Origin of the sequence: Sulfitobacter sp. SK011, assembly GCF_003352065.1 — a bacterium.
GTDB lineage: Bacteria > Pseudomonadota > Alphaproteobacteria > Rhodobacterales > Rhodobacteraceae > Sulfitobacter.
Genome location: NZ_CP025803.1, coordinates 1,535,917 through 1,554,937, shown reverse-complemented (window position 1 = coordinate 1,554,937; position 19,021 = coordinate 1,535,917). Strand labels below are relative to the sequence as shown.

Annotated in this window: 17 protein-coding genes, 1 tRNA gene and 1 pseudogene; 9 read left to right on the top strand and 10 right to left on the bottom strand. The window is 50.5% G+C overall.

Features of this window, described 5'->3' with window-relative positions:
* The first annotated feature begins 154 nt into the window (after window positions 1-154).
* From C1J02_RS07660 to lipB, 3 genes are read left to right on the top strand one after another with little or no spacing between them, the layout of a single operon-like run.
* Entirely contained in the window at window positions 155-829 is a 675-nt protein-coding gene (locus tag C1J02_RS07660) for a DsbA family oxidoreductase (protein ID WP_114878040.1), read from the top strand.
* 55 nt (window positions 830-884) lie between these two features.
* The gene (locus tag C1J02_RS07655; RefSeq protein ID WP_162798269.1) at window positions 885-1,274 is read left to right on the top strand and encodes a hypothetical protein; all 390 of its coding nucleotides are present in this window, start codon (window positions 885-887) and stop codon (window positions 1,272-1,274) included.
* Between the two features lie 39 nt (window positions 1,275-1,313).
* Window positions 1,314-1,964, top strand: coding sequence for a lipoyl(octanoyl) transferase LipB (lipB, locus tag C1J02_RS07650; RefSeq protein ID WP_114878038.1), 651 nt, complete (start codon window positions 1,314-1,316; stop codon window positions 1,962-1,964).
* Between the two features lie 109 nt (window positions 1,965-2,073).
* On the opposite strand, the gene C1J02_RS07645 is transcribed toward lipB, so the two are convergent.
* Complete coding sequence (locus C1J02_RS07645) at window positions 2,074-3,015, bottom strand: LysR family transcriptional regulator (RefSeq protein WP_162798268.1); 942 nt, start codon at window positions 3,013-3,015, stop codon at window positions 2,074-2,076.
* Window positions 3,016-3,064: 49 nt separating this feature from the next.
* Here C1J02_RS07645 and C1J02_RS20820 point away from each other — a divergent pair, with 49 nt between their 5' ends.
* The 5 genes and pseudogenes from C1J02_RS20820 to C1J02_RS07620 all read left to right on the top strand — a co-directional run bounded on the left by C1J02_RS20820 (window position 3,065) and on the right by C1J02_RS07620 (window position 6,608).
* A complete protein-coding gene (locus C1J02_RS20820; protein WP_162798267.1) occupies window positions 3,065-3,277 on the top strand; it encodes a hypothetical protein in 213 nt (70 codons plus the stop codon).
* Window positions 3,278-3,937, top strand: a pseudogene (locus tag C1J02_RS07640) (DUF924 family protein).
* A gap of 233 nt (window positions 3,938-4,170) precedes the next feature.
* Window positions 4,171-5,844, top strand: coding sequence for a cytochrome c oxidase subunit I (gene ctaD, locus C1J02_RS07630; RefSeq protein ID WP_114878035.1), 1,674 nt, complete (start codon window positions 4,171-4,173; stop codon window positions 5,842-5,844).
* A 174-nt stretch (window positions 5,845-6,018) separates the two neighbouring features.
* Window positions 6,019-6,366 carry a phospholipid-binding protein gene (locus C1J02_RS07625; RefSeq protein ID WP_114878034.1) on the top strand — a complete coding sequence of 116 codons (348 nt, stop codon included), beginning with the start codon at window positions 6,019-6,021 and terminating at the stop codon, window positions 6,364-6,366.
* Between the two features lie 167 nt (window positions 6,367-6,533).
* A tRNA-Gly gene (locus C1J02_RS07620) sits at window positions 6,534-6,608 on the top strand.
* A 326-nt stretch (window positions 6,609-6,934) separates the two neighbouring features.
* Here C1J02_RS07620 and C1J02_RS07615 read toward each other — a convergent pair.
* From C1J02_RS07615 to C1J02_RS21040, 9 genes are all read right to left on the bottom strand, one after another.
* Complete coding sequence (locus tag C1J02_RS07615) at window positions 6,935-7,531, bottom strand: hypothetical protein (protein WP_114878033.1); 597 nt, start codon at window positions 7,529-7,531, stop codon at window positions 6,935-6,937.
* Between the two features lie 123 nt (window positions 7,532-7,654).
* Window positions 7,655-9,580 (bottom strand): ATP-binding protein, encoded by a 1,926-nt coding sequence (locus tag C1J02_RS07610; RefSeq protein WP_114878032.1) that lies wholly within the window; start codon window positions 9,578-9,580, stop codon window positions 7,655-7,657.
* Window positions 9,567-10,094 (bottom strand): ABC-three component system middle component 5, encoded by a 528-nt coding sequence (locus C1J02_RS07605; protein WP_114878031.1) that lies wholly within the window; start codon window positions 10,092-10,094, stop codon window positions 9,567-9,569. Before C1J02_RS07605 ends, C1J02_RS07610 begins: the two co-directional genes overlap by 14 nt.
* On the bottom strand, window positions 10,094-10,576 hold the full coding sequence (locus tag C1J02_RS07600) for an ABC-three component system protein (RefSeq protein WP_114878030.1): 483 nt from the start codon (window positions 10,574-10,576) through the stop codon (window positions 10,094-10,096). Before C1J02_RS07600 ends, C1J02_RS07605 begins: the two co-directional genes overlap by 1 nt.
* A 186-nt stretch (window positions 10,577-10,762) precedes the next feature.
* Window positions 10,763-10,873 (bottom strand): hypothetical protein, encoded by a 111-nt coding sequence (locus C1J02_RS21270; protein WP_368073782.1) that lies wholly within the window; start codon window positions 10,871-10,873, stop codon window positions 10,763-10,765.
* A 150-nt stretch (window positions 10,874-11,023) separates the two neighbouring features.
* Window positions 11,024-12,649 (bottom strand): hypothetical protein, encoded by a 1,626-nt coding sequence (locus C1J02_RS20815; protein WP_162798265.1) that lies wholly within the window; start codon window positions 12,647-12,649, stop codon window positions 11,024-11,026.
* A 12-nt stretch (window positions 12,650-12,661) separates the two neighbouring features.
* Window positions 12,662-14,653 carry a hypothetical protein gene (locus C1J02_RS07590; RefSeq protein ID WP_162798264.1) on the bottom strand — a complete coding sequence of 664 codons (1,992 nt, stop codon included), beginning with the start codon at window positions 14,651-14,653 and terminating at the stop codon, window positions 12,662-12,664.
* An 862-nt stretch (window positions 14,654-15,515) separates the two neighbouring features.
* Complete coding sequence (locus C1J02_RS07585; RefSeq protein ID WP_162798263.1) at window positions 15,516-16,721, bottom strand: hypothetical protein; 1,206 nt, start codon at window positions 16,719-16,721, stop codon at window positions 15,516-15,518.
* Window positions 16,722-16,873: 152 nt separating this feature from the next.
* Window positions 16,874-17,836, bottom strand: a complete 963-nt coding sequence (locus C1J02_RS21040) for a site-specific integrase (protein WP_205389879.1) — start codon at window positions 17,834-17,836, stop codon at window positions 16,874-16,876.
* 449 nt (window positions 17,837-18,285) lie between these two features.
* Here C1J02_RS21040 and C1J02_RS07575 point away from each other — a divergent pair, with 449 nt between their 5' ends.
* Window positions 18,286-19,017: a VPLPA-CTERM sorting domain-containing protein gene (locus C1J02_RS07575; RefSeq protein ID WP_162798262.1), complete on the top strand. Its 732-nt coding sequence runs from the start codon at window positions 18,286-18,288 to the stop codon at window positions 19,015-19,017.
* Window positions 19,018-19,021 lie beyond the last annotated feature (4 nt).

Here is a 19,021-nt window from a genome sequence, read left to right as displayed (position 1 = left end):
CTCTCCAAAAAAATGAATCACTTAATTGACCAAATGCTAGCACAAGATAGCTTCAGGCCAAAACGTTGTTGGCCCTAAATACAGGCCTTGGGGATTGAAAAACCGCCCGATCGTGCCGATTTTTAGATATTGCCACCCAACAGGAGCCTGCATCATGTCCGATACCCCGGCCCCAACCGAGCCTCCGGTTGTTCAAATTGACATTGTATCGGATGTCATGTGCCCTTGGTGCATTGTGGGCTACAAACAGCTTGAACAGGCCTTGGGCATGGTCGGTGCCGGTGCCTATATCCGCTGGCATCCGTTTGAATTGAACCCTGCAATGCCCCCCGAGGGTCAGAACCTGAGCGCGCATATTGCTGAGAAATATGGCCAGACACGCGAACAATCCGCGCAGAACCGTAAAATGCTGACCGACCTGGGTGCCGAACTGGGCTTTGAGTTTAATTTCACCCCAGACAGCCGGATCGTGAACACCTTTGCCGCACATCAACTGTTGGATTGGGCGCAAGAACACGGGCTGCAACACCCGCTCAAGATGGCGTTGTTTGATGCGCATTTCACCGATGGCAAAGATGTGTCGCAGACGGATGTGCTGGTCAAGGTTGCCGCTTCCGTTGGCTTGGACCCGGCGCAGGCTGGCGATGTGCTGGCCTCGGGCAGTCAGGCGGAAGACACCCGCGCGCGGCAGCAATTCTGGACGTCCCGGGGGATATCCGGTGTGCCCTCGATGGTGTTTGACGGGCGCTATTTGCTGACCGGGGCGCAAGGCGCGCAAACCTATGCCCAGATGCTGCAAAAAGTGTTGGCCGAGAAAGACGCCGCCTGACATCCAAGAAATGCCATATTGATTTGCAAAGGTCGCCCCCAACCGGGAGGTGACCGTGCAAATCAACATCCCTGTCTCAGCCTATTCCCGGTCAAGCTGGCCTTCCCGCTTGGCTTTGATCGCCCTGTTTCTGGGTTTGGCAGTGATGACACGTGGCATTGTGTATAATATTGAGTACAGATGGACCATTGCGCTCGACGTGAACGACATACCAGGGTTCGACGTTACAACCCGCGCGGTCCTTATCCAAACACCGGAACGGTTTCGGGTTCTGCGCACCGATGATCGGTTGCTCGTGATCCACAAGGGCGGCAAAGTCTGCATTTCCAAGCGCCGGCTTATTGCACGTCGGTGGCTGCGTTACGGCCTTGTCCTTCCCGGGTATTGTCGGAACAAACCAATGTTGATGCCCGCGCCGTCAGTCAGCGTACTGCACAGCGATTAGCGGGTTTCGTCCAGTCCTATGTACGGTTAAGACGCTCTCATGGTAGAATGGATCATCACCGACGGCTTGACCGATTATCGCGAAGCCGAGGCGTGGATGGAGGCGCGCGCAGCGACCATTGCAGCGGGCGAAGCAGATGAATGCATCTGGCTGGTGGAGCACCCTGCCCTTTATACCGCTGGCACCTCTGCGCAACCTGTGGACCTGACCGACCCGGACCGATTTCCCGTCTTTGAGACCAAGCGCGGCGGCCAGTACACCTATCACGGACCGGGCCAGAGGGTGGTTTATGTGATGCTTGATGTTGCCGCGCGCGGACGCGACGTGCGGTGCTTTGTTCGCCAGCTTGAGCAATGGGTGATTGCCACGTTGGATCAATTCAACGTGCGCGGTGAAATCCGTTCGGGTCGCGTTGGTGTCTGGGTCGAGCGGCCCGAAAAGCCGAGAAATGCCGATGGGTCGGTCGCAGAGGACAAGATCGCGGCCATCGGCATTCGCCTGCGCAAATGGATCAGCTTTCACGGCATCAGCATCAATGTTGAACCAGACCTCAGCCATTTTGGCGGCATTATCCCATGCGGCATTACCGAACACGGGGTCACGTCATTGGTTGATCTGGGGTTGCCTGTGACGATGGATGATGTGGATGTGGCGTTGCGCGGGGCATTTGATACGGTCTTTGGTCAATAGCTGTAACGTTGGAAAGCTCAATAGTCGCTTTTGACAAGCAATGTCAGCTGCGCGGACCTTGCTGCCGCTGATGGTATTTGGACGTAGGTCTGCTTTAGGGGATTTGCCCCTAGTTTTTTCGCAAATGCGCACTGTATCGCGGCGCAAAATATGCTGTGAACGCCTTCACCTCAGGTCGGCGGTAGGCGGACGGATTCACCAACAGCCATACGGTCGATCCCAAGTCTTCGGGCAACTCAATACAGTGGACGAGCGTGTCGTCGCTGTTCATGAACCGTGTCGGGAGAACTCCAATACCGGCCCCCATTTGAATGGCGGTTTTCATTGCCTTAAAGTCTTGGCAAGTCATCGCAATCTGATCCGGGTTGATGCGCTTCAGCAGCCACTTATTGACCGGATGGACGGCCAGATTTCCACCAAAAACCAGATACTTATATCCATCCATTTCTGATTCTGAGTGCGGTAGATCAGATTTGGCCGCGTAGGACTTCGACGCAAACAACGAATGCGTAATGGTGGCCAGATTCCGGCAAATCAACGACGGATCCTCGATTTCCTTGTTTGTCCATCTAATAGCGATGTCGACATTTCCTGCCGATATGTCGATGGCCTCGTCACTTGGGATCAATTCGAAATTCATACTCCCGTAGCTCTCGACAAAGCCTTTTAAGATTGCGGACAGGTGAGGATTGAATGCGTCCGTCACTGCAGTAATCCGAATGGTTCGGGATTGGGAAGACGCCAATCGGGCCGCCGTCGCATCCAATTCTTTGGCCGTTTTCTCAACTGCCTCGGCGCTCGGCAACAGCATCAGCGCGTCTTGCGTAGCTGTAAAACCTTGCGTGTTCCGTTCAAACAGAACCAGCTTAAGCACGTGTTCCAGTGCTTCAATGCGTCTTGCCACAGTGGGCTGTGCCATCCCGAGCGTCTTGGATGCCGCCAAGGTGGAACCGGCTCGCATTACTGCAAGGAAAACGCGCACATCTGAAAGGTTCTGAAAAACGCTCTTCATTTTTGTAGAACAGCACAACGTCAACGCGGATACCAGCAAAATTCATGCGTCCTTAGGCTCAATTCAACGCCAATGAGAGGACCGACCAATGACACTTACATTCCCAGCTTTCAAACTCCCCACTCTGAAGTCGATGTTCCGCGCGGCACTCGCCAACCCCGCGACCGAGGCCACGCCAGAACATGAAACTGCCTATGCTGAGCGCGCTTTTCTGCGCGAAGTGTTGGCCCACAATCCTGAGGCCATTCAAAGCGATGTCGGCCTCATGGCAATGATGTCCCAGTATCCTCGGCAATTCTGAATGCTTGGTATGACAAATGATGCGTCCCACATGGGTTTCTTACCAACTGACGTGCTCGATTTCTGGTTTCCTGACACGGGTCATCAAAACGCGCCCGAGACATATGCAGCTTTCTGGTCGGGGCATATGCAAGGCGGGATGGATGATGCAATCATTTCCGGATTCGCCGACCTCACCCATGCCGCCGCAACCGGCTTGCTCGTTCACTGGGCTGACACAGCTCGCGGGCGGCTCGCCCTAATAGTTGCTTTGGATCAGTTCTCGCGCTCGTTGTGGCGCAACACGCCCGCAGCATATGCGCAAGACATCAAAGCCGCACGACTTGCTTTGGAAGGCATGGCAAACGGGCACTTTGGATGCCTCCAGCCGTGGGAAATAATGTTCTTTTACATTGCGATTGCACATTGCGAGGGTCCAGATCACTTGGCGCGGATGCATAAGCTGGATGATGCAGTCGAACTGGTCATTTAAAAGCTCCCAGATCAACTTTGCGAAAGTGGTCCACGATTGCGGGCGCAACATCAAAAGGTGAAGAAGATCATTGCAACATACGGAAGGCACCCTCATCGCAATGACATTCTTTCGCGACACTCGACCCCCGAAGAAGAGCTCTATATTTCTGCAGGTGATTTTCCACATCTTGCCAACAACAGACCTTGAGGCGTCTTGCAGCATTGGTAACTCTGGGCTCAAACCAGACATTGCCCGCATCATCCCTTTCGGAGACCCAGCGCAATTCAATCGCCAATTGCTCTGTCCAGCGCAAAATAAACCCGCCCTGCGGCAAACCCGCCCATTGCCCCCGGCGCATGACCGCACTAAAACGTGAGGGACTCCGCACGCGTTTGCACAATTGAGCGTGGTGCATCACATCTTTATTCAGGAGGCACCGCATGGCAGACGCAGCCATTCAAGGCCATGACCATCACGACGAACGCGGGTTTTTCACCCGCTGGTTTATGTCCACGAACCACAAAGACATTGGTATTCTGTACCTGGTCGTTTCAGCCTTTGTCGGCTTTATCTCGGTCGCATTCACCATCTACATGCGCCTTGAGTTGATGAACCCGGGCGTTCAGTACATGTGTATGGAAGGTGCCCGTTTCATCGCGGACAGCAATACGCTTTGTACGCCAAACGGCCACCTGTGGAACGTGTTGATCACGGGTCACGGCATCCTGATGATGTTCTTTGTGGTTATTCCTGCGCTTTTTGGCGGATTTGGTAACTACTTCATGCCGCTGCAGATCGGTGCGCCGGATATGGCGTTCCCACGGTTGAACAACCTGTCGTTCTGGCTTTACGTTTTTGGGACGACATTGGCGATCTGTTCGGTGCTTTCACCTGGCGGCAATGGTCAGTTGGGGTCTGGCGTTGGTTGGGTTTTGTATCCACCGCTGTCGGTCAAAGAGGCTGGCATGTCGATGGATTTCGCGATCTTTGCGGTCCACGTTTCAGGTGCTTCGTCGATACTTGGTGCGATCAACATGATCACCACGTTCCTGAATATGCGTGCCCCCGGCATGACCTTGTTCAAGGTGCCGCTGTTTTCATGGTCGATCTTTGTTACCAGCTGGCTGATCCTGCTCAGCCTGCCGGTTCTGGCGGGTGCGATCACCATGCTGCTGATGGACCGCAACTTTGGTTTTGCGTTCTTTGACCCCGCTGGCGGCGGTGATCCGGTCCTCTATCAGCACATCCTGTGGTTCTTTGGCCACCCGGAAGTGTACATCATCATCCTGCCCGGCTTTGGTATCATCAGCCACGTGATTGCCACGTTCAGCCGCAAACCGATCTTTGGCTATCTGCCAATGGTCTGGGCGCTGATCGCCATTGGCGCATTGGGTTTCGTCGTCTGGGCGCACCACATGTATACCGTGGGCATGACATTGAACCAGCAGGCCTACTTCATGCTGGCCACCATGGTCATTGCGGTGCCGACCGGTGTTAAAGTCTTTAGCTGGATTGCCACCATGTGGGGCGGGTCGGTTGAGTTTAAAACACCGATGCTTTGGGCGTTTGGGTTCTTGTTCCTGTTCACTGTCGGCGGTGTGACCGGTATCGTGCTCAGCCAGGCTGCTGTGGACCGCTACTATCACGACACGTACTACGTTGTGGCGCACTTCCACTATGTGATGAGCCTTGGTGCGGTGTTTGCGATCTTTGCAGGGGTCTACTTCTATTTCCCGAAAATGACCGGTAAAATGTACCCCGAATGGGCGGGCAAACTGCACTTCTGGGCCATGTTCATCGGTGCAAACCTGACGTTCTTCCCCCAGCACTTCCTGGGCCGTCAGGGCATGCCACGCCGCTATATCGACTATCCAGAGGCGTTTGCCTATTGGAACCAATGGTCGTCAATCGGTGCGTTCCTGTCGTTCGCTTCGTTCCTGTTCTTCTTTGGGATCATCGCCTATTCGCTGTTGCGGGGGCCTAAGGTCACGGCGAACAACCCATGGAATGAATATGCCGACACGCTGGAATGGACACTGCCCAGCCCGCCACCAGAGCACACGTTCGAGATCCTGCCAAAGCAGGAAGACTGGGACAAACAGCACAGCCACTAGTCTGGCAATGATCTGAAAAAACTTAAGAAGGCTCCAACGGCGGTTGGGGCCTTTTTGATTTGTCGTCCCGTGCATTTGGCAAAAGCAAAGAGGACATGTGAATTTCCAATCCATATTTATTGAAGATTTGGAATGCGTTGTTTGATTCTGGCCTAGACCCTCGTCCTGACAGCCATGCCCGCGTTGGCATTTGACATCGGCTTTAACTGGTCTGGCCTCAAATCCTGTACCAACGGCAAACAAAACCGCGTCTCAAACCCCGCCTTTGCCCTGCGCGATGTGCCTGCGGGGACCAAATATATCCGTTTCAAAATGGTCGACCGAAACGTGCCCAACTATAATCACGGCGGCGGGGTGGTGGCCTGTAATGGCCAAAAGGCGATACCAAGCGGCGCGTTCAAATACAAAAGCCCCTGCCCCCCAAACGGCAGCCACGTCTACGAATGGACAGCGACCGCACAGAGCAAAAAGAGTGGCGGTAAGATCGGTATCGCAAAGGCGCAGCGCGAGTATCCTGAATGACGCAGCCAAGGGTGCAGGCACATTCAGGTCGCGGATACGCCCGGCGTGAGGCAAAGGCGTAAAACGCTGTTCTGCGATATCAGCCCTGTCAGACTTTTTTTACTGTTGGCGATTTTTCCCCCTTGCAGCCGTGGCGCAGGATGGGTATCTCGGCCCCACTACCGGATGCGGGCGTAGCTCAGGGGTAGAGCATAACCTTGCCAAGGTTAGGGTCGGGCGTTCGAATCGCCTCGCCCGCTCCAGGTGGTACATAAAGAAAACAAAGAGTTACAACGCAAGTTGTAGCTCTTGTTTCGTTTTTGGACAATGAATTTCTTCAGCGTTCACATTTAGAAGTGTGAACGTCGTGGTTGGCAAGGTGCGCAAAGCAGAGCTTTGGCAGTTCGCTCTACCCCTGAGCTACGCCCGTTTTCTCTCTGAAAAGACATAATCAGCGAATTTCTGCTAAAAATTATTAGGTTTGGGATCATGTAAGTTGGGCGGAAACCAGACCTTAGCTGCATCTGAAAATGGCAGCAGCTCAGGCCGCCAACCTGATAGAGCGATCATTGGACTCAAGTGCCGGAACTTACGGTGACAGAAGTCCTAGATCTGTTGACACTACGCACATCACCCTGGCTGTGAACGCTAGGCCGGGAACAGCCAGAAGCGAGAAGCCAATAGAGTACAAAGCCAACACGGAATAAACAGCGCTCCGCGAAGTATATCGGTCCTGAACAGTGTAAAAGCTTCTTAAGACGTCGATCTTGATCTGATTATCATCGTCCTTTTTGAGCGCGTCCGAGGCGGTTTTGAGACTCTTGCCCCGATCTAGCCAAGGTGCCCGTTGGAGAAAGGTCGATGCAACTTTCGGTCTTCGCGATCGTATCGTCGCAAACATCGACCGCAGGTTGCGAGCTGAAACGTTGTCGATTGTCTCAACCACATAATCATTAATGTCGCGCGCACCCTTGACGATGCTGGGGGCGAATATTTTGTATATGATTGTGCCAACACCAAGAAGCAAGAGCCCCAAGTAGATGAGGTTCAGACGCGTTGAAAACTCTATCCATGGCAAGCATTGTCCAGGGTTTGACTGCTGTTCAAGCAGGCCGCCCAAGCCTCCGAGGTAATCCTCGATTTGTGAATGGTACAGGATCATATAGCCGATGAATGGTGTGGTCATTGTAATCGCCGCAGGTATGCTTTGTCCAAACCCCCGCAACAGATGCCAGTTTAGAGTTCGAAAGCGCCAAGCCTCAGGCTGCCAACTCGAGTAAGTCTCTGGAGCTTCATCGGACAAAATTTATCACTCCAAACTAGAAATTCGCAAGGTACGATTCTGGTGAGTGTAAAACTCTCCCACAGTAATCTCAGGAATATCCAGTTCAGGCGCAATCATCGAAGTTGCAATGATCATTTGGTTTTCAGACACTGCTGCAGAAGATTTTTCATGTAGCAATCGTTGAAAATTTCTGCTGCGCTCCGGCTCCATTCCTTTATCTTCAACGGTATCCATCAGGAGGAATCGTGGATGTGAAAAGGAGCTCTGATTGGCGGCGGCCACGGCAAAGGACGCGATAAAGCTATTCCGCAGGTAAACCATTGAGCTGGCGGAAAAAAATGACTCGCCGTTGACGTTTATTCGGTCGCCGTCAAAGTCAAAGTTGACTGAGTCGGCATTCATAAAGGTCGATTGCCTTTCCAAGTCCCTCCTTAAGAAATCTAACACTTCCAATTCGATTGAACGCCTGGCTTGCGATATCTGGTTTCGATCACGCTTTTCTGATGTCTCGATTACAGCTTTCACACCATCAATCTTCTTCTGAAGATCATCTCGTTGTTGTTGGGCTTCCTGTAATTCTGCAACAACTGATTTGCGCCCGGCGAGCTCCTCTAGCTCTCGCTGAGCGTATCCGGCTTCCCTGTTTAGCGATCTCAATTTTGTTCGCAGTTCAGTTGTGGGACTGCGCAGTGACACGGTGTAGTGGCGACCAGCTTGTTCCCACAGTTCGGTGAGTTTTGTGAGCCTCGCCTTCAGATCGGAAATGCGCTTTCGGCGATCAGTTTGAAGGTCCAATGAGCTTTGTTTTTGCCGAGCATATTCGTTGATCAAACGAAGGGCTCGTTCTTTCACCTGACTCTTGTCGGATGCTTGTTTGCACAGCGAACATGCGCCCTGAACTGCAGTACCCTCGACAGGTGCAAAACAAGCAGGGCAAAACTCGAAACTCAGAGCGTTCAACTCATCCACAACCATCTTGGATTCGTGGAGAGCGTCCAATTTCTTTGTGAGTGAAGCTATAAACTCATCCGAATCCGATGCTTCCAGCTCAAGATAGTCAAGTTCTTCTCTGGCCTGCCCAATCTCAGCTTGAAGTGACTGTACTCTCGCGTAGGTCTCCTGCTGGTCATTAAGTGAAAGTCTGTCCTCGAACTGAGCAGAAAAGACTTGTGCCTCAATCGTCTCGATCTGCTTGTTTAAACCATCAATTTCACGCCGTAACCGAGCATATTCTTGTTCGATCCATTCTTGTGTCAAGGGATGCCCGTCACGCCCGTGCATCCTGGTCAATGCGGTAATTCTTGAGATGACGTCCTTTATTTCGGCTTCGAAGGCTTTGAGACTAAGCTTTGCGGCGTAGTAGTCTTCGCTAAATGCGCCCAGCAGTAAGCTCCCAACGGTCTGTCGTGTGATTGCATCATCAAATGGCTGATTCCGAAACAGTTTCTCAACTGAGCTCAACTGATCCGAATATAGCAACCTAAGAACTTGGTTCATCGTAATTTTGGTGTTCGCTTCCCCGTACTGAACTTCGGGCAATTCCAAAAGACGAAACATCACTTGTGAGAAGCTCTCGGATTTCCCTCTTCGAAAGGAGTAACGCTCCCAACCGGTGCCGCCGCTACTTAGCGCTTCAGCGGAGGGGCCGAAGAACATCCTCATTGGTTGGGAGGCCTTTTGCTCAACATCTCGTTGGAGCGTAACGTCTTTACCATTTAGTCTAACGCCTACCGTGACCGTATCGCAAAGAAGCGCAGACTCACGCCACTGATGTTCAAGCAGATCGCCGCCAAGGCCATAAAACAGGAAATCCATGATCGTGGATTTGCCCGAGCTATTCTCTCCGCGGATAATGTTGAGACCGGAGTGAAAGCCTTCTGAGAATACCACCTGACCTCTACGAAAAATAGTCAAATCAGCAACTTGCAGGTTGGGTCTAAACAACGTCATAGCTGTGCTCTCCCAAGCCGCTACGCGCTAAAACACCGTCTTTACCAAGTTCGTCCATCTTCGGGAAGTCGATCGCAAGGAATGCAACCAGGTCGGACGTCTTTTGAGACGCATTTTCAACGGAATTCATCAGCTCCTTCGGTATGTTTTCATAGTTTAGAACTAGTCGTTCAGAAGTAGCTGCGTTGGCATCAATCATTTTAGCACCGGCCAAGGCACTGACAGCCGTAGCCTGGATCATTTCCATTCTTTCAAATACCACTCTAGCACTTGGAAAATTGTCGTACCCTGACTTTGGGTATTTCTTCACAATAGCGTTTCGCGTCCGGGCAAATCCTTCGATGTCTCTTGGAGCCCGGACGTCCTTGAGTGACCATGGGAAACAAAAGAAAAAATCTGCGGCTCTTGCTGAGCGGTAGGTGAGCACCTGGTTTTCGGAAGAGGTCAAGAGAACCAAAAACCTAAAGACAGTATGATACGGATCGTATGCCGGTGTATATGCAAGGGAAAACATTAACTCCACCTAACGTAACATCTATCGGCAAGCCAGTAGATCATGCCGCGAATGTGTGCATGTGTTATCGTAAAGTGCTCAAAGCCAGATCCCATATCGCTTAGCGTTGGTTGAATAATCCGCTCCTCAATAATTTGATCCACTTCCTGGCGATCAAGTAAGGAAACGTGAGGAACAATGTGATTTTCAAAGACATCATTTATACGAGCTAGGAAGAGCGCGAATATCTTCTGAGCCGATGGATAGTGCTGCATCTTTGCAAGTAGCTTTGCAAAGTGCTCTTTTTTCATTAACGCACTTTCCAACTGATCTTGACGCTCAGCATCTGTCAATTTCGCTTCAAGCCCCACCAGGCTGCCCGAACTTCGTCTGTCCTGAAACATTTGAAGATCGTCAATGAACCCCTCAACGCATGTGTCGCCATGTGAGATTTCTTTATCTAGCCGATCAAGTAGCCTGGGAACTTGTGAAAACTCTGTCAACTCGCGTGCCTACTCCACATTTGTAGTGGAGCCAAAAATTGCACCACCTCTGGCTGTTTTCTCAGCATATTGTGGCCATCAATGATTGCAAGGATTCCCGACGGCATATTTCAACTTTCGGCCTTTCTAAACTCTTCCGCGATTGCATAAGGATCTGGCCGCCCGCCTTTCAAATCGTTGCTTGCGTTAGACTAGCCAAATAAGATTCTTGTCGAACTCTTCGCAAAATTTGACTGCGGTCGAAAGCGGCAGCTCCCGTTTTTCAAGCTCGTAGTTTTTATATGATTTGTCGGCGATCCCGAGGATCGCGGCGAAATACCGCTGCCTCTACGAGAAGGATGGGGCGGATGTTCCGTTTGTGCTGGTCAGTGATCCCAAAAGTGGGGATGGCCACGTGGTCCTGTTTGAACAAGGCCCCAAACCATCGCAGCAATACTGACCTCTGTCTCAATTCTCCCGTGCGTTGCGAGCAGCCCAGATGGGCAGAAGTCCACCTTCGTAGGACGTGCTTTTAGTAAAGGATGCTTCAGAAACATATTTCGAAATCAAGTTCCATGTTTCTGGAGAATCTATATCGACGTGAGCGATCAACCAAATTGTATCAGTAAATACAACCCCTTCTCCTAGCAACTTTGAGGCCACATCCTTTTTGTAGTCCTTGCTGCTCTCATCTTCACTCAGAGAAAGAATCCTGGCAGTTCCAGATTCCAATATCTCAGAATCAAATTCGTCAGAAAAAAATAGGTCCTTCAAAGAGACCCAAACAAGAGCGTCTCCCAATGAATCTTCATTTTTTTGGTTATGATCTGTCCAGTCTATTCTATCCCAGTTTTCATGTGCGAACATGGCTCGTTGCGACCAGAAACAAGAATCAAAAATGCGTTTCGAGTAGTATCTATCAACATTCAGTGTTGATGCCATAAGGTCGCATAGAGAATATGGCCGGTCTATGAATCGGTCTACAAAACCGTCATCACTACTTCTCGGGTCACTTGCTCTCCCCGACGCCGCGGTTCGTTGCCGAGTATCAAACACTCCCACCGTCAACGGGGACCCTCGAATTCCATAGTCTAGGTCTGACCAATCTTCCAAAAGGTTATCGAGGTCGTCAATCTCAGCGTGGCCATGGTCATTGTCAACAAGCTTGAGGCTTGCAGAGGAAAAATCTTGGTTCGGGCCTTGGTCGTGTGAATCTCTAGGAGTTAGTCTAACTGGATACTCTGTCCCAATGATCCTCTTACCGTCCCTGAAACCGGCAAAACACTCTGCTGTTTCTAAAGCTTCGTAGTATGCGGAACCTGTTGGCTGAGATTCTCTGGCTCTGCAATCGGGTTCCCCGTAGTAAGGGCCGAATTTTACTTCGTTCGGAAGCAAGCCTGTGCTGGCAGTGACCAAGTGAAGTAAGGAAATCCACTCTGGCAATAGGTCTTCATCTGTCTCCAAGGGAACCATTCCATCAAAGGCAATTGGAAAGGCTACAAAGCGCAGTCGTGGCTCTCCACTGATCCAAGAATTCGGCAAACACGCAGGATATTCAGAATTCTGCGCAGATTCGATCCACCAAGAACCTGTGATAATTACTGGAGGTTCCTGAAAGTGTGCACCACCCATCCTAAGAGCCTCTTGGCTGTCAGTGGGAGTTTCGCAGTATGAGTTTAGATCGATAATTTCTCCAACAATCTCCAAATCGACTGAAGCAAGACGTAGATCATCCTCTGATAACCTTGAGATGACGCTTAATTTTTTGTCTAGGGGAAAGCTGCTGAAGTCTGGCAAGTTGGAGATATCGATCTCCGTGAGCCAGGATAGATCAAGCGTACTTTCGCGCTCAACGAGACCTTCAACCCATCCAGTTGGAGAGTTTGAACCATCGGGAGAGATCGATATATTTCCGAAGACACCGCTAGAACTTGACCCATCAAATCCAGCAATTCCAGACCCCATCCCTCCAGAGCCAAACCCGCCTACTCCAGCTCCGCCTGCTCCAGCTCCGGGGCCACCACCGCCCTGCGCAAAAACAGACGTTGAGATGAGTATGAGAAGAAGAAGAGAGGAAGTCAGCCTTCTCAGCATCGTGATCTCCTTTCATTCATTTAGCACGTTCGGGGGGATGCTTATCCCATCTCCGATTGAAACGGGGGAAGATACCCGACCTTGGAATCTGCCAGGGTTTGGTATGGGGTTTCCCCCAAGGCTTTCGAAGCCCGATCCAGTACTCTTGATTTCTGTAAAAACGGGAGCAGGCATTAAATCATCGGGGTTGTCGCTTTCATAGGCCACCGAGAATACTGAGCCGATCCGATCCGGTTGTGTCGGTTGTCGAAACAGCCATCGCGTTTGTCCGAAGTTCAGTTCGCTAGGCGAATTTGCCATCGCAGGGTTTGCTCCGCCGTCGTCGGGTGTGCAAGGCATGAGCATCATACCCTCATGGTCAGCATGGCAATTACAACCTCCCTCGCCTTCCATCACAGGATCGCAACCACCGCCATCATCGGGCACTGATGTCGAAGCCACATTACCAGCAGTAGCTGACTCCGAAGCCGTGCTGGCTACCGCATCGCCAGTGGACGTGCCTTCGTCTCCTGTGGTCGTCCCGTTGTCATCATCAGTGCCATCGTCACCTTGAGTACCATTGTTGCCATTGTCAGTCAGGTCAGTATTGCCGTTGTCACCATTTTGGGGTTCATCCCCGCTGTCGTCATCCAACGGATTATCTAAGTTTTCACAAGTCTCCACACATTTATTCGGAATCTGTGTTACGTCTTTGACCTCTTCTACAACGTCATCCAAATTCTCGCGCCAAGCGTCTTTGCCTTCTCCCGTCAGCAGGTCTTTCGCAGCCTTAAAAGACTCTGCGGCAACGTCACCTCCTTCGGTTAACACTTCGGCGACTCCGCACGCTGCATAACATGCGATTTTCTCTTTTGTTTCCGAAGATACAAGCTGGCCTTCAGTCGAAGGAGAATTGGCCGAGTTTTCCGCTGCACTACTCGCTGAAGACATGAGGTCAATGCCGCTCACCAGTTCACCGGAAGCATTATCGTTGCCAGGTGAAGCTGCGGTGATCGACAAGACGCTAAATTCTTCTGCGAATATCGGAGCCGAAACATATTCTGCTTCAACTCCGTCTCCGGTTTCACTTGCTGTACTTGCGCATAGCGTGCAAGCAATACCTGAAAAAGGTGTATCCCCCAGAAAATTCATTTGGAAGTCCTTGGGGCTTTGAGACGTGTGCTGCTCAGTTAGCGGGCGTCCACTATTGTAAGCCACCATACCAGCTTGAGAAACCAGCTGACCCAAAGGGTTCGACCGCTTGCTGTCCATGGCGATCGGCTCCTCGAAGAAGTAATCGCTAAGTAAGTTTCCCCCAGACGCCGAAATCTGGTTGGCGGGAGGCACGAACTTCTCCAAAATTGGTGATGAGTCTTGAAACTCGCCGAACATTCGCAGCGAACCTAGCTTCGTTGGGCGTCCAGCATATGCTGTCATATACTCGTCAAAGTTTTGCGGCCCTTCTGTTAAGCTGGTGCCAGCGAGACTTGCGACTTCCTCTAGAGTTGATCCTGTAGCGCCAATCACTCCAGGATGAAGGTATTCGAGGGCAATCATACTGGTAGCGGAAACCATCCCACTTTTCGCACCAAACGGACTTGATTGGCTGTGGGACAAATCCGCGAAATTCATGGCTGGAACAGAGATTGATCGGTAGATACCGAACTGGGCGATATCTTCGTAGATTGATCTTTGAATATCGCTTGAAGTGGAAGAAACTCCTGCCGCTTGTAACGTGACCGCGAAAGCTTCAACGGCGTGTGCCAACCTACCAGCTTGATATGAGCCCACTTCGCTTTGGCAAGCGAACGTCTTGAGAGTAGGATGACTGTAGCTCGCACAGTTGGAAGTGTTTACTTCAAGCACAGTCATTATCGCGGAGCTGATTTCGATATCTGAACTACTGCTTTCAGACTGAGCGACTGACGCTATTGGCTGAGCGATAATTAGCAACGATGAAGTTAGGGCGATAGATGCAGTTCTTGTAGAGAAAGAAGCTGACAAGAGTTGCAAAATAGAAGCCATGTACAATCTCCAAAGTTATTTCCTTGATGGAAGACACCTCATAAGTGTGAATGCTGGGGTGCGACCAGTCAACTGCTAGCAATCCCAGGGCAAAAACGGTGGTTTTGGTCGGTTGGCCAGAAGCCTATATGTTCTGCCTTTTTTGGCTGCGCTGAGGGTGTGGTGCCCTCAGCGCCTTCGTTCGCTCTCTTCCACAGTTTCGAGAACTATAGGGCGAGCGTCTGTTTTGTGGAAGTGTGACGTAGGGAAATGGCAACCTTCTAACGGCAGCAATGGGCCGAGATTTAGGACTGTCACACTGTTTCGTTGTGAACGCATGCGAATTCTATACGGAAAAATACATGAAAACATACTGTTAAACTAGCTGACCCTAACCTTGACCAGGTTATGGCACGCTCTCCCCCTCAAACAGCTCTTGGAACAAGGCCGTGAGCCAATATCGCTGGCGAGGGGTACCCAGGGGGTGGTGGGTACACGTTCTTAGTTCTAATGTAGGCAGAAATTTTTCTTCAAGAAATTCCTAGTTTTGAATGTCCTACATCCAATGGCACACTCGTTGGTAGGTAGTTTGTCACCGTTAGCACGCCCAGTACAAATTTGAATGCAGATATTTCGAGGGTTCACCTCAATTTGACGCTAGTGATTTGATCTAATTCAATAATTTTTGCCACACTTCACGAACATTGGCACTTGGGGTTGCTATAGCTGCCTAGGGCGATCCGTTTATATAGTATTATGCACTATTGCACTGTTGGCATGGAGGGAGGTGGTGACTTGAATACTGGTAGGAAACGGTCTTGTTTTGGCCTCGTCAAGTACACCACCACATTGTTACTTTAACACATTAATATCAGTGTATATTTTACCCTATTACTAACTCCTCTCTGGCGATATCTTTAACATCCGGCAAGACCTTCTTGTCATCTCCTAAGGTGAGTTCGCCAAGCTTAAGATCGGACTGACGACCCTGCCCTGGGTTATTGTCTTTCAAATATCCCAACTCGATGGCCTTGGCGACGTTCCTTGAAACAACTGAACCATCTCGTCCTAGATAACCTGAGAGTGTTCTCTGAGATATCGGATCGCCTGATCTGCGTGCTTCCTTTTTGAGGTCACGCACCGCTTCAATTATTTCCCTTACGTTTGCCGGAACTGCCGACTCCAAACCCTCTGACAACGGTCTAGCTACCAGATTGTGAACAATTTCGTAGTCGGCAAGTGTTGCAATCACTTCACCATTCTCGGCTCTGTCTCTGTTACAACGGTGCAAATGCGCACAAGTTCTAATCAGGCTAAGCACATGGGGAAAATCGCGAGCTATGCGGAAGTGTGACGTAGGGAGTTTACTCGCGAGCGAACCCCCAAAGGGGATTATCACATTTACTGGTTTTGAAAGTGCTTCTTCCGAAAATAATCTCCACTCCTGAATTCGCTCGTCAGTTAAACTACTTTTGGAGCCCAATGCTTGAGCCATAAGAACCTTTGCCATATGATCTTGATCCTCCCTAATGCCAATACTGATCATCCGGCTAGCGTCCTCTGGATGTAGACTGTTTGCGGTCGTGGTCATCATAAGCCCCGTAGGACCAACTATATGCAGTTCCTTTGCGTTTAAGCCGCCGTCAGAACTCTCAACCGTACGGTACTTTGCCTCTCCCTCACTCAAGAGCTGGCGCAAGAACGTGCGACCGTTGCCTTCTGCCATTCCCGCAGCTTCCTGAAGCACTATGTGCTTATGTGAAAAGTCGAGGTCATCGCTGTAGATTAACGCCTTTTCAGAGACACCATGTAACAGCACGTAGTTGCTTGTAGGCACGAACTTTAGCGCTGTTTCCAACGCAAAAGATTTACCGCTACCGGATGGTCCTTGAAGAACCAGAGAGACTGGCTTGTCGAGAATGCAGGAATGCAACGCCAGCCACACGAGTTGTGGAATCGATGGGTCACCAATGAATCCAGAAGCATCGATATCTTTTGAAAGTGTATTGAGTATATTAGTTCCTGTTCTTATCAATTTTGTTTTTCCATTGCTTAATTTTCGGACAGCAAGAATCAAAATACGACGCATCTATCGATCCGACGTCGCAGCTTCTTGAATGTTTAGAGATACTGCTGAATTGCAGCGAATGCGCGTGCCTGTCCGAGACAGTTTTTAGCCGCAACTTTTCTATATGGGTACTAACTTATTTTTTTCAAGACCCTAAGGCTAATTTTTTTATTTTAGTCAATTAGGTCGACAACGTCTTGGACGTTAAGATGAGTGTATCGCTGAACGCTTCTGATATCACGATGCCCGCTGACAACCATGATTTGCGACAAGTTCAACCCCTTCCTAGCCACCTCAGTAATCCTTGAATGCCTAAGTTGATGAAAGCGAACATCCTCTGACATTCCAAGAGTTATTCTCGCCCTTCTGACCGCCTGTGAGACGCTGTACGGAGCCTGTGGGTACAGCTTAGCCCCTGGCCCCTCCGAACGGTTAACTGCGTACTGTAAGAGTCTTACAGCGCGTCTGGTTAGGGGTACGTCCCTTGATCCTTCTTTACCTTCAACAACGCGTAAGAAGCGTTCATCCAAGTGAAGATCACAAGCACGCAATTTCAGAATTTCCGACCGTCTCATGGCAGTTTCATAGGCAAGTTCTACGATCTGTCTCAACAACGGAGTCATCTCCCCCAAAAGGGCCGCCAACTGATTTCGCGAAATTACAGTCTCTCGGGTCTTTCTGGCCTTCGGCAATTCAAGTCTATCACACGGGTTGGAAATGGTCTCACCCGAGCTTGCAAACCATTCGTTACAGTACCAGCGATACATACTGCGCAGTTTCATCAGGTCATTGCGAACTGTTGTGGTCGAAACCTCCTTTAGCCGCTTTTGCTTGTAAGCGTTCATATTCTGAAGCGTCACCTTGTTCAGCGGCTTCTGAAACTCTTCGCGTTGTCCAAGCCTTTTGAACTGAAACTCGGTTTGTTCACGCGAGGGCTTTTCTCCAAGGACTTCACTACAATATCGCAGCCCAGCATCAAGAATACTAGGATGACGAAAATTAAGTGTTGACTCGACTTTTTTGGCCCAGCTTTCTGCATCTTCCCGACTGTGAAATGTCTGTGAACGCGCAGGTTTGCCCGCAAGCCGCACTTGGACATTCCAGTTTCCGGATTTCATTCGTCTTATGTTCGCCATTTGGTCACACCTTGTATCAAATTTTCAGGTGTAATTATTTATTTTCAATAACTTACCGGTTGCCAAGGTTAGGGTCGGGCGTTCGAATCGCCTCGCCCGCTCCAGGTGGTACATAAAGAAAACAAAGAGTTACAACGCAAGTTGTAGCTCTTGTTTCGTTTTTGGACTGTGTTTCCCCTCTTTTTGCTGATGCTTTGCTTGATAATTTCAGGCCTTGGGAGAGACTTCCATGCCGAACGACATGCGGCTGACGGAAGCGTTCAGGCAGGCCGCCATGCCGCAATGAGCGCATGCAAAAGCCCATGAATGGTGGGCCGAAAGAGCAATCAACAACAGCAGATGCGCCTAAGAAAACCTTGACCGAAACGCGAAATGAAGTAGAATTGCGGGTGAAACTGACAACTTGGAGTAATATCAGGCTAAGTCAGGTTTTGCTAAAGGGGGATTGGATGAGATCGGTCATCAGAGCGCTAATGTTTCTCACTTTGATCGCGTCTGCATCACATGCGTCACCGGTAACTGTCACCTTTGATTCAGCTTTCAACAACCCGCCCATCGGGAATAACCCGATTACGAACGCGGAAATTGGCGTCAGCCAGGGCTTCCTCTATGAGTACAGCACTGTGTACCTTAACGGCGCTTACATCGGCCTTCATGATGACGGCGGAATTCTGTCGTCCTTCATAAAGCCCGTAAATGGCCTGCCGTTTACACCGCATAGCGTTGATGTCTTTGGGTATTCTTTGCTGAACAAAACAGGACCAGGGGCTGCCCCTTATCGAAACAGCGCAGAGCTTGCCGCATGGAGTACTTCCGGGTCGGCACCACTTCCGACGTTGACATTTCAGGGTATGGTAAACGGAACAACCACTGCGACCCAAACAGTGGGGCCAATGGCTTGGTCGACCATAAATTTCTCAAAGGCGTTTGCTGCAATTGATTCACTTTTGGTCAGCCTGAACATTCATCCTGACGCATTACAATATGCTGATTACACGGAACTGGGGCGCAATCGGCTTTGGTGTGCTGAATGGTGTGCCGAGTTTCAGATTGATAACCTTGTGCTGACGTCGAATGTCACCTCGCCATCGATCTCGCCGGTGCCCCTGCCCGCCAGCGCCTTGTTTCTGATTGCCGCCTTGATGGGACTTGGCCTTGTGAAAGCAAGATCAAGAGCTTAGGCCG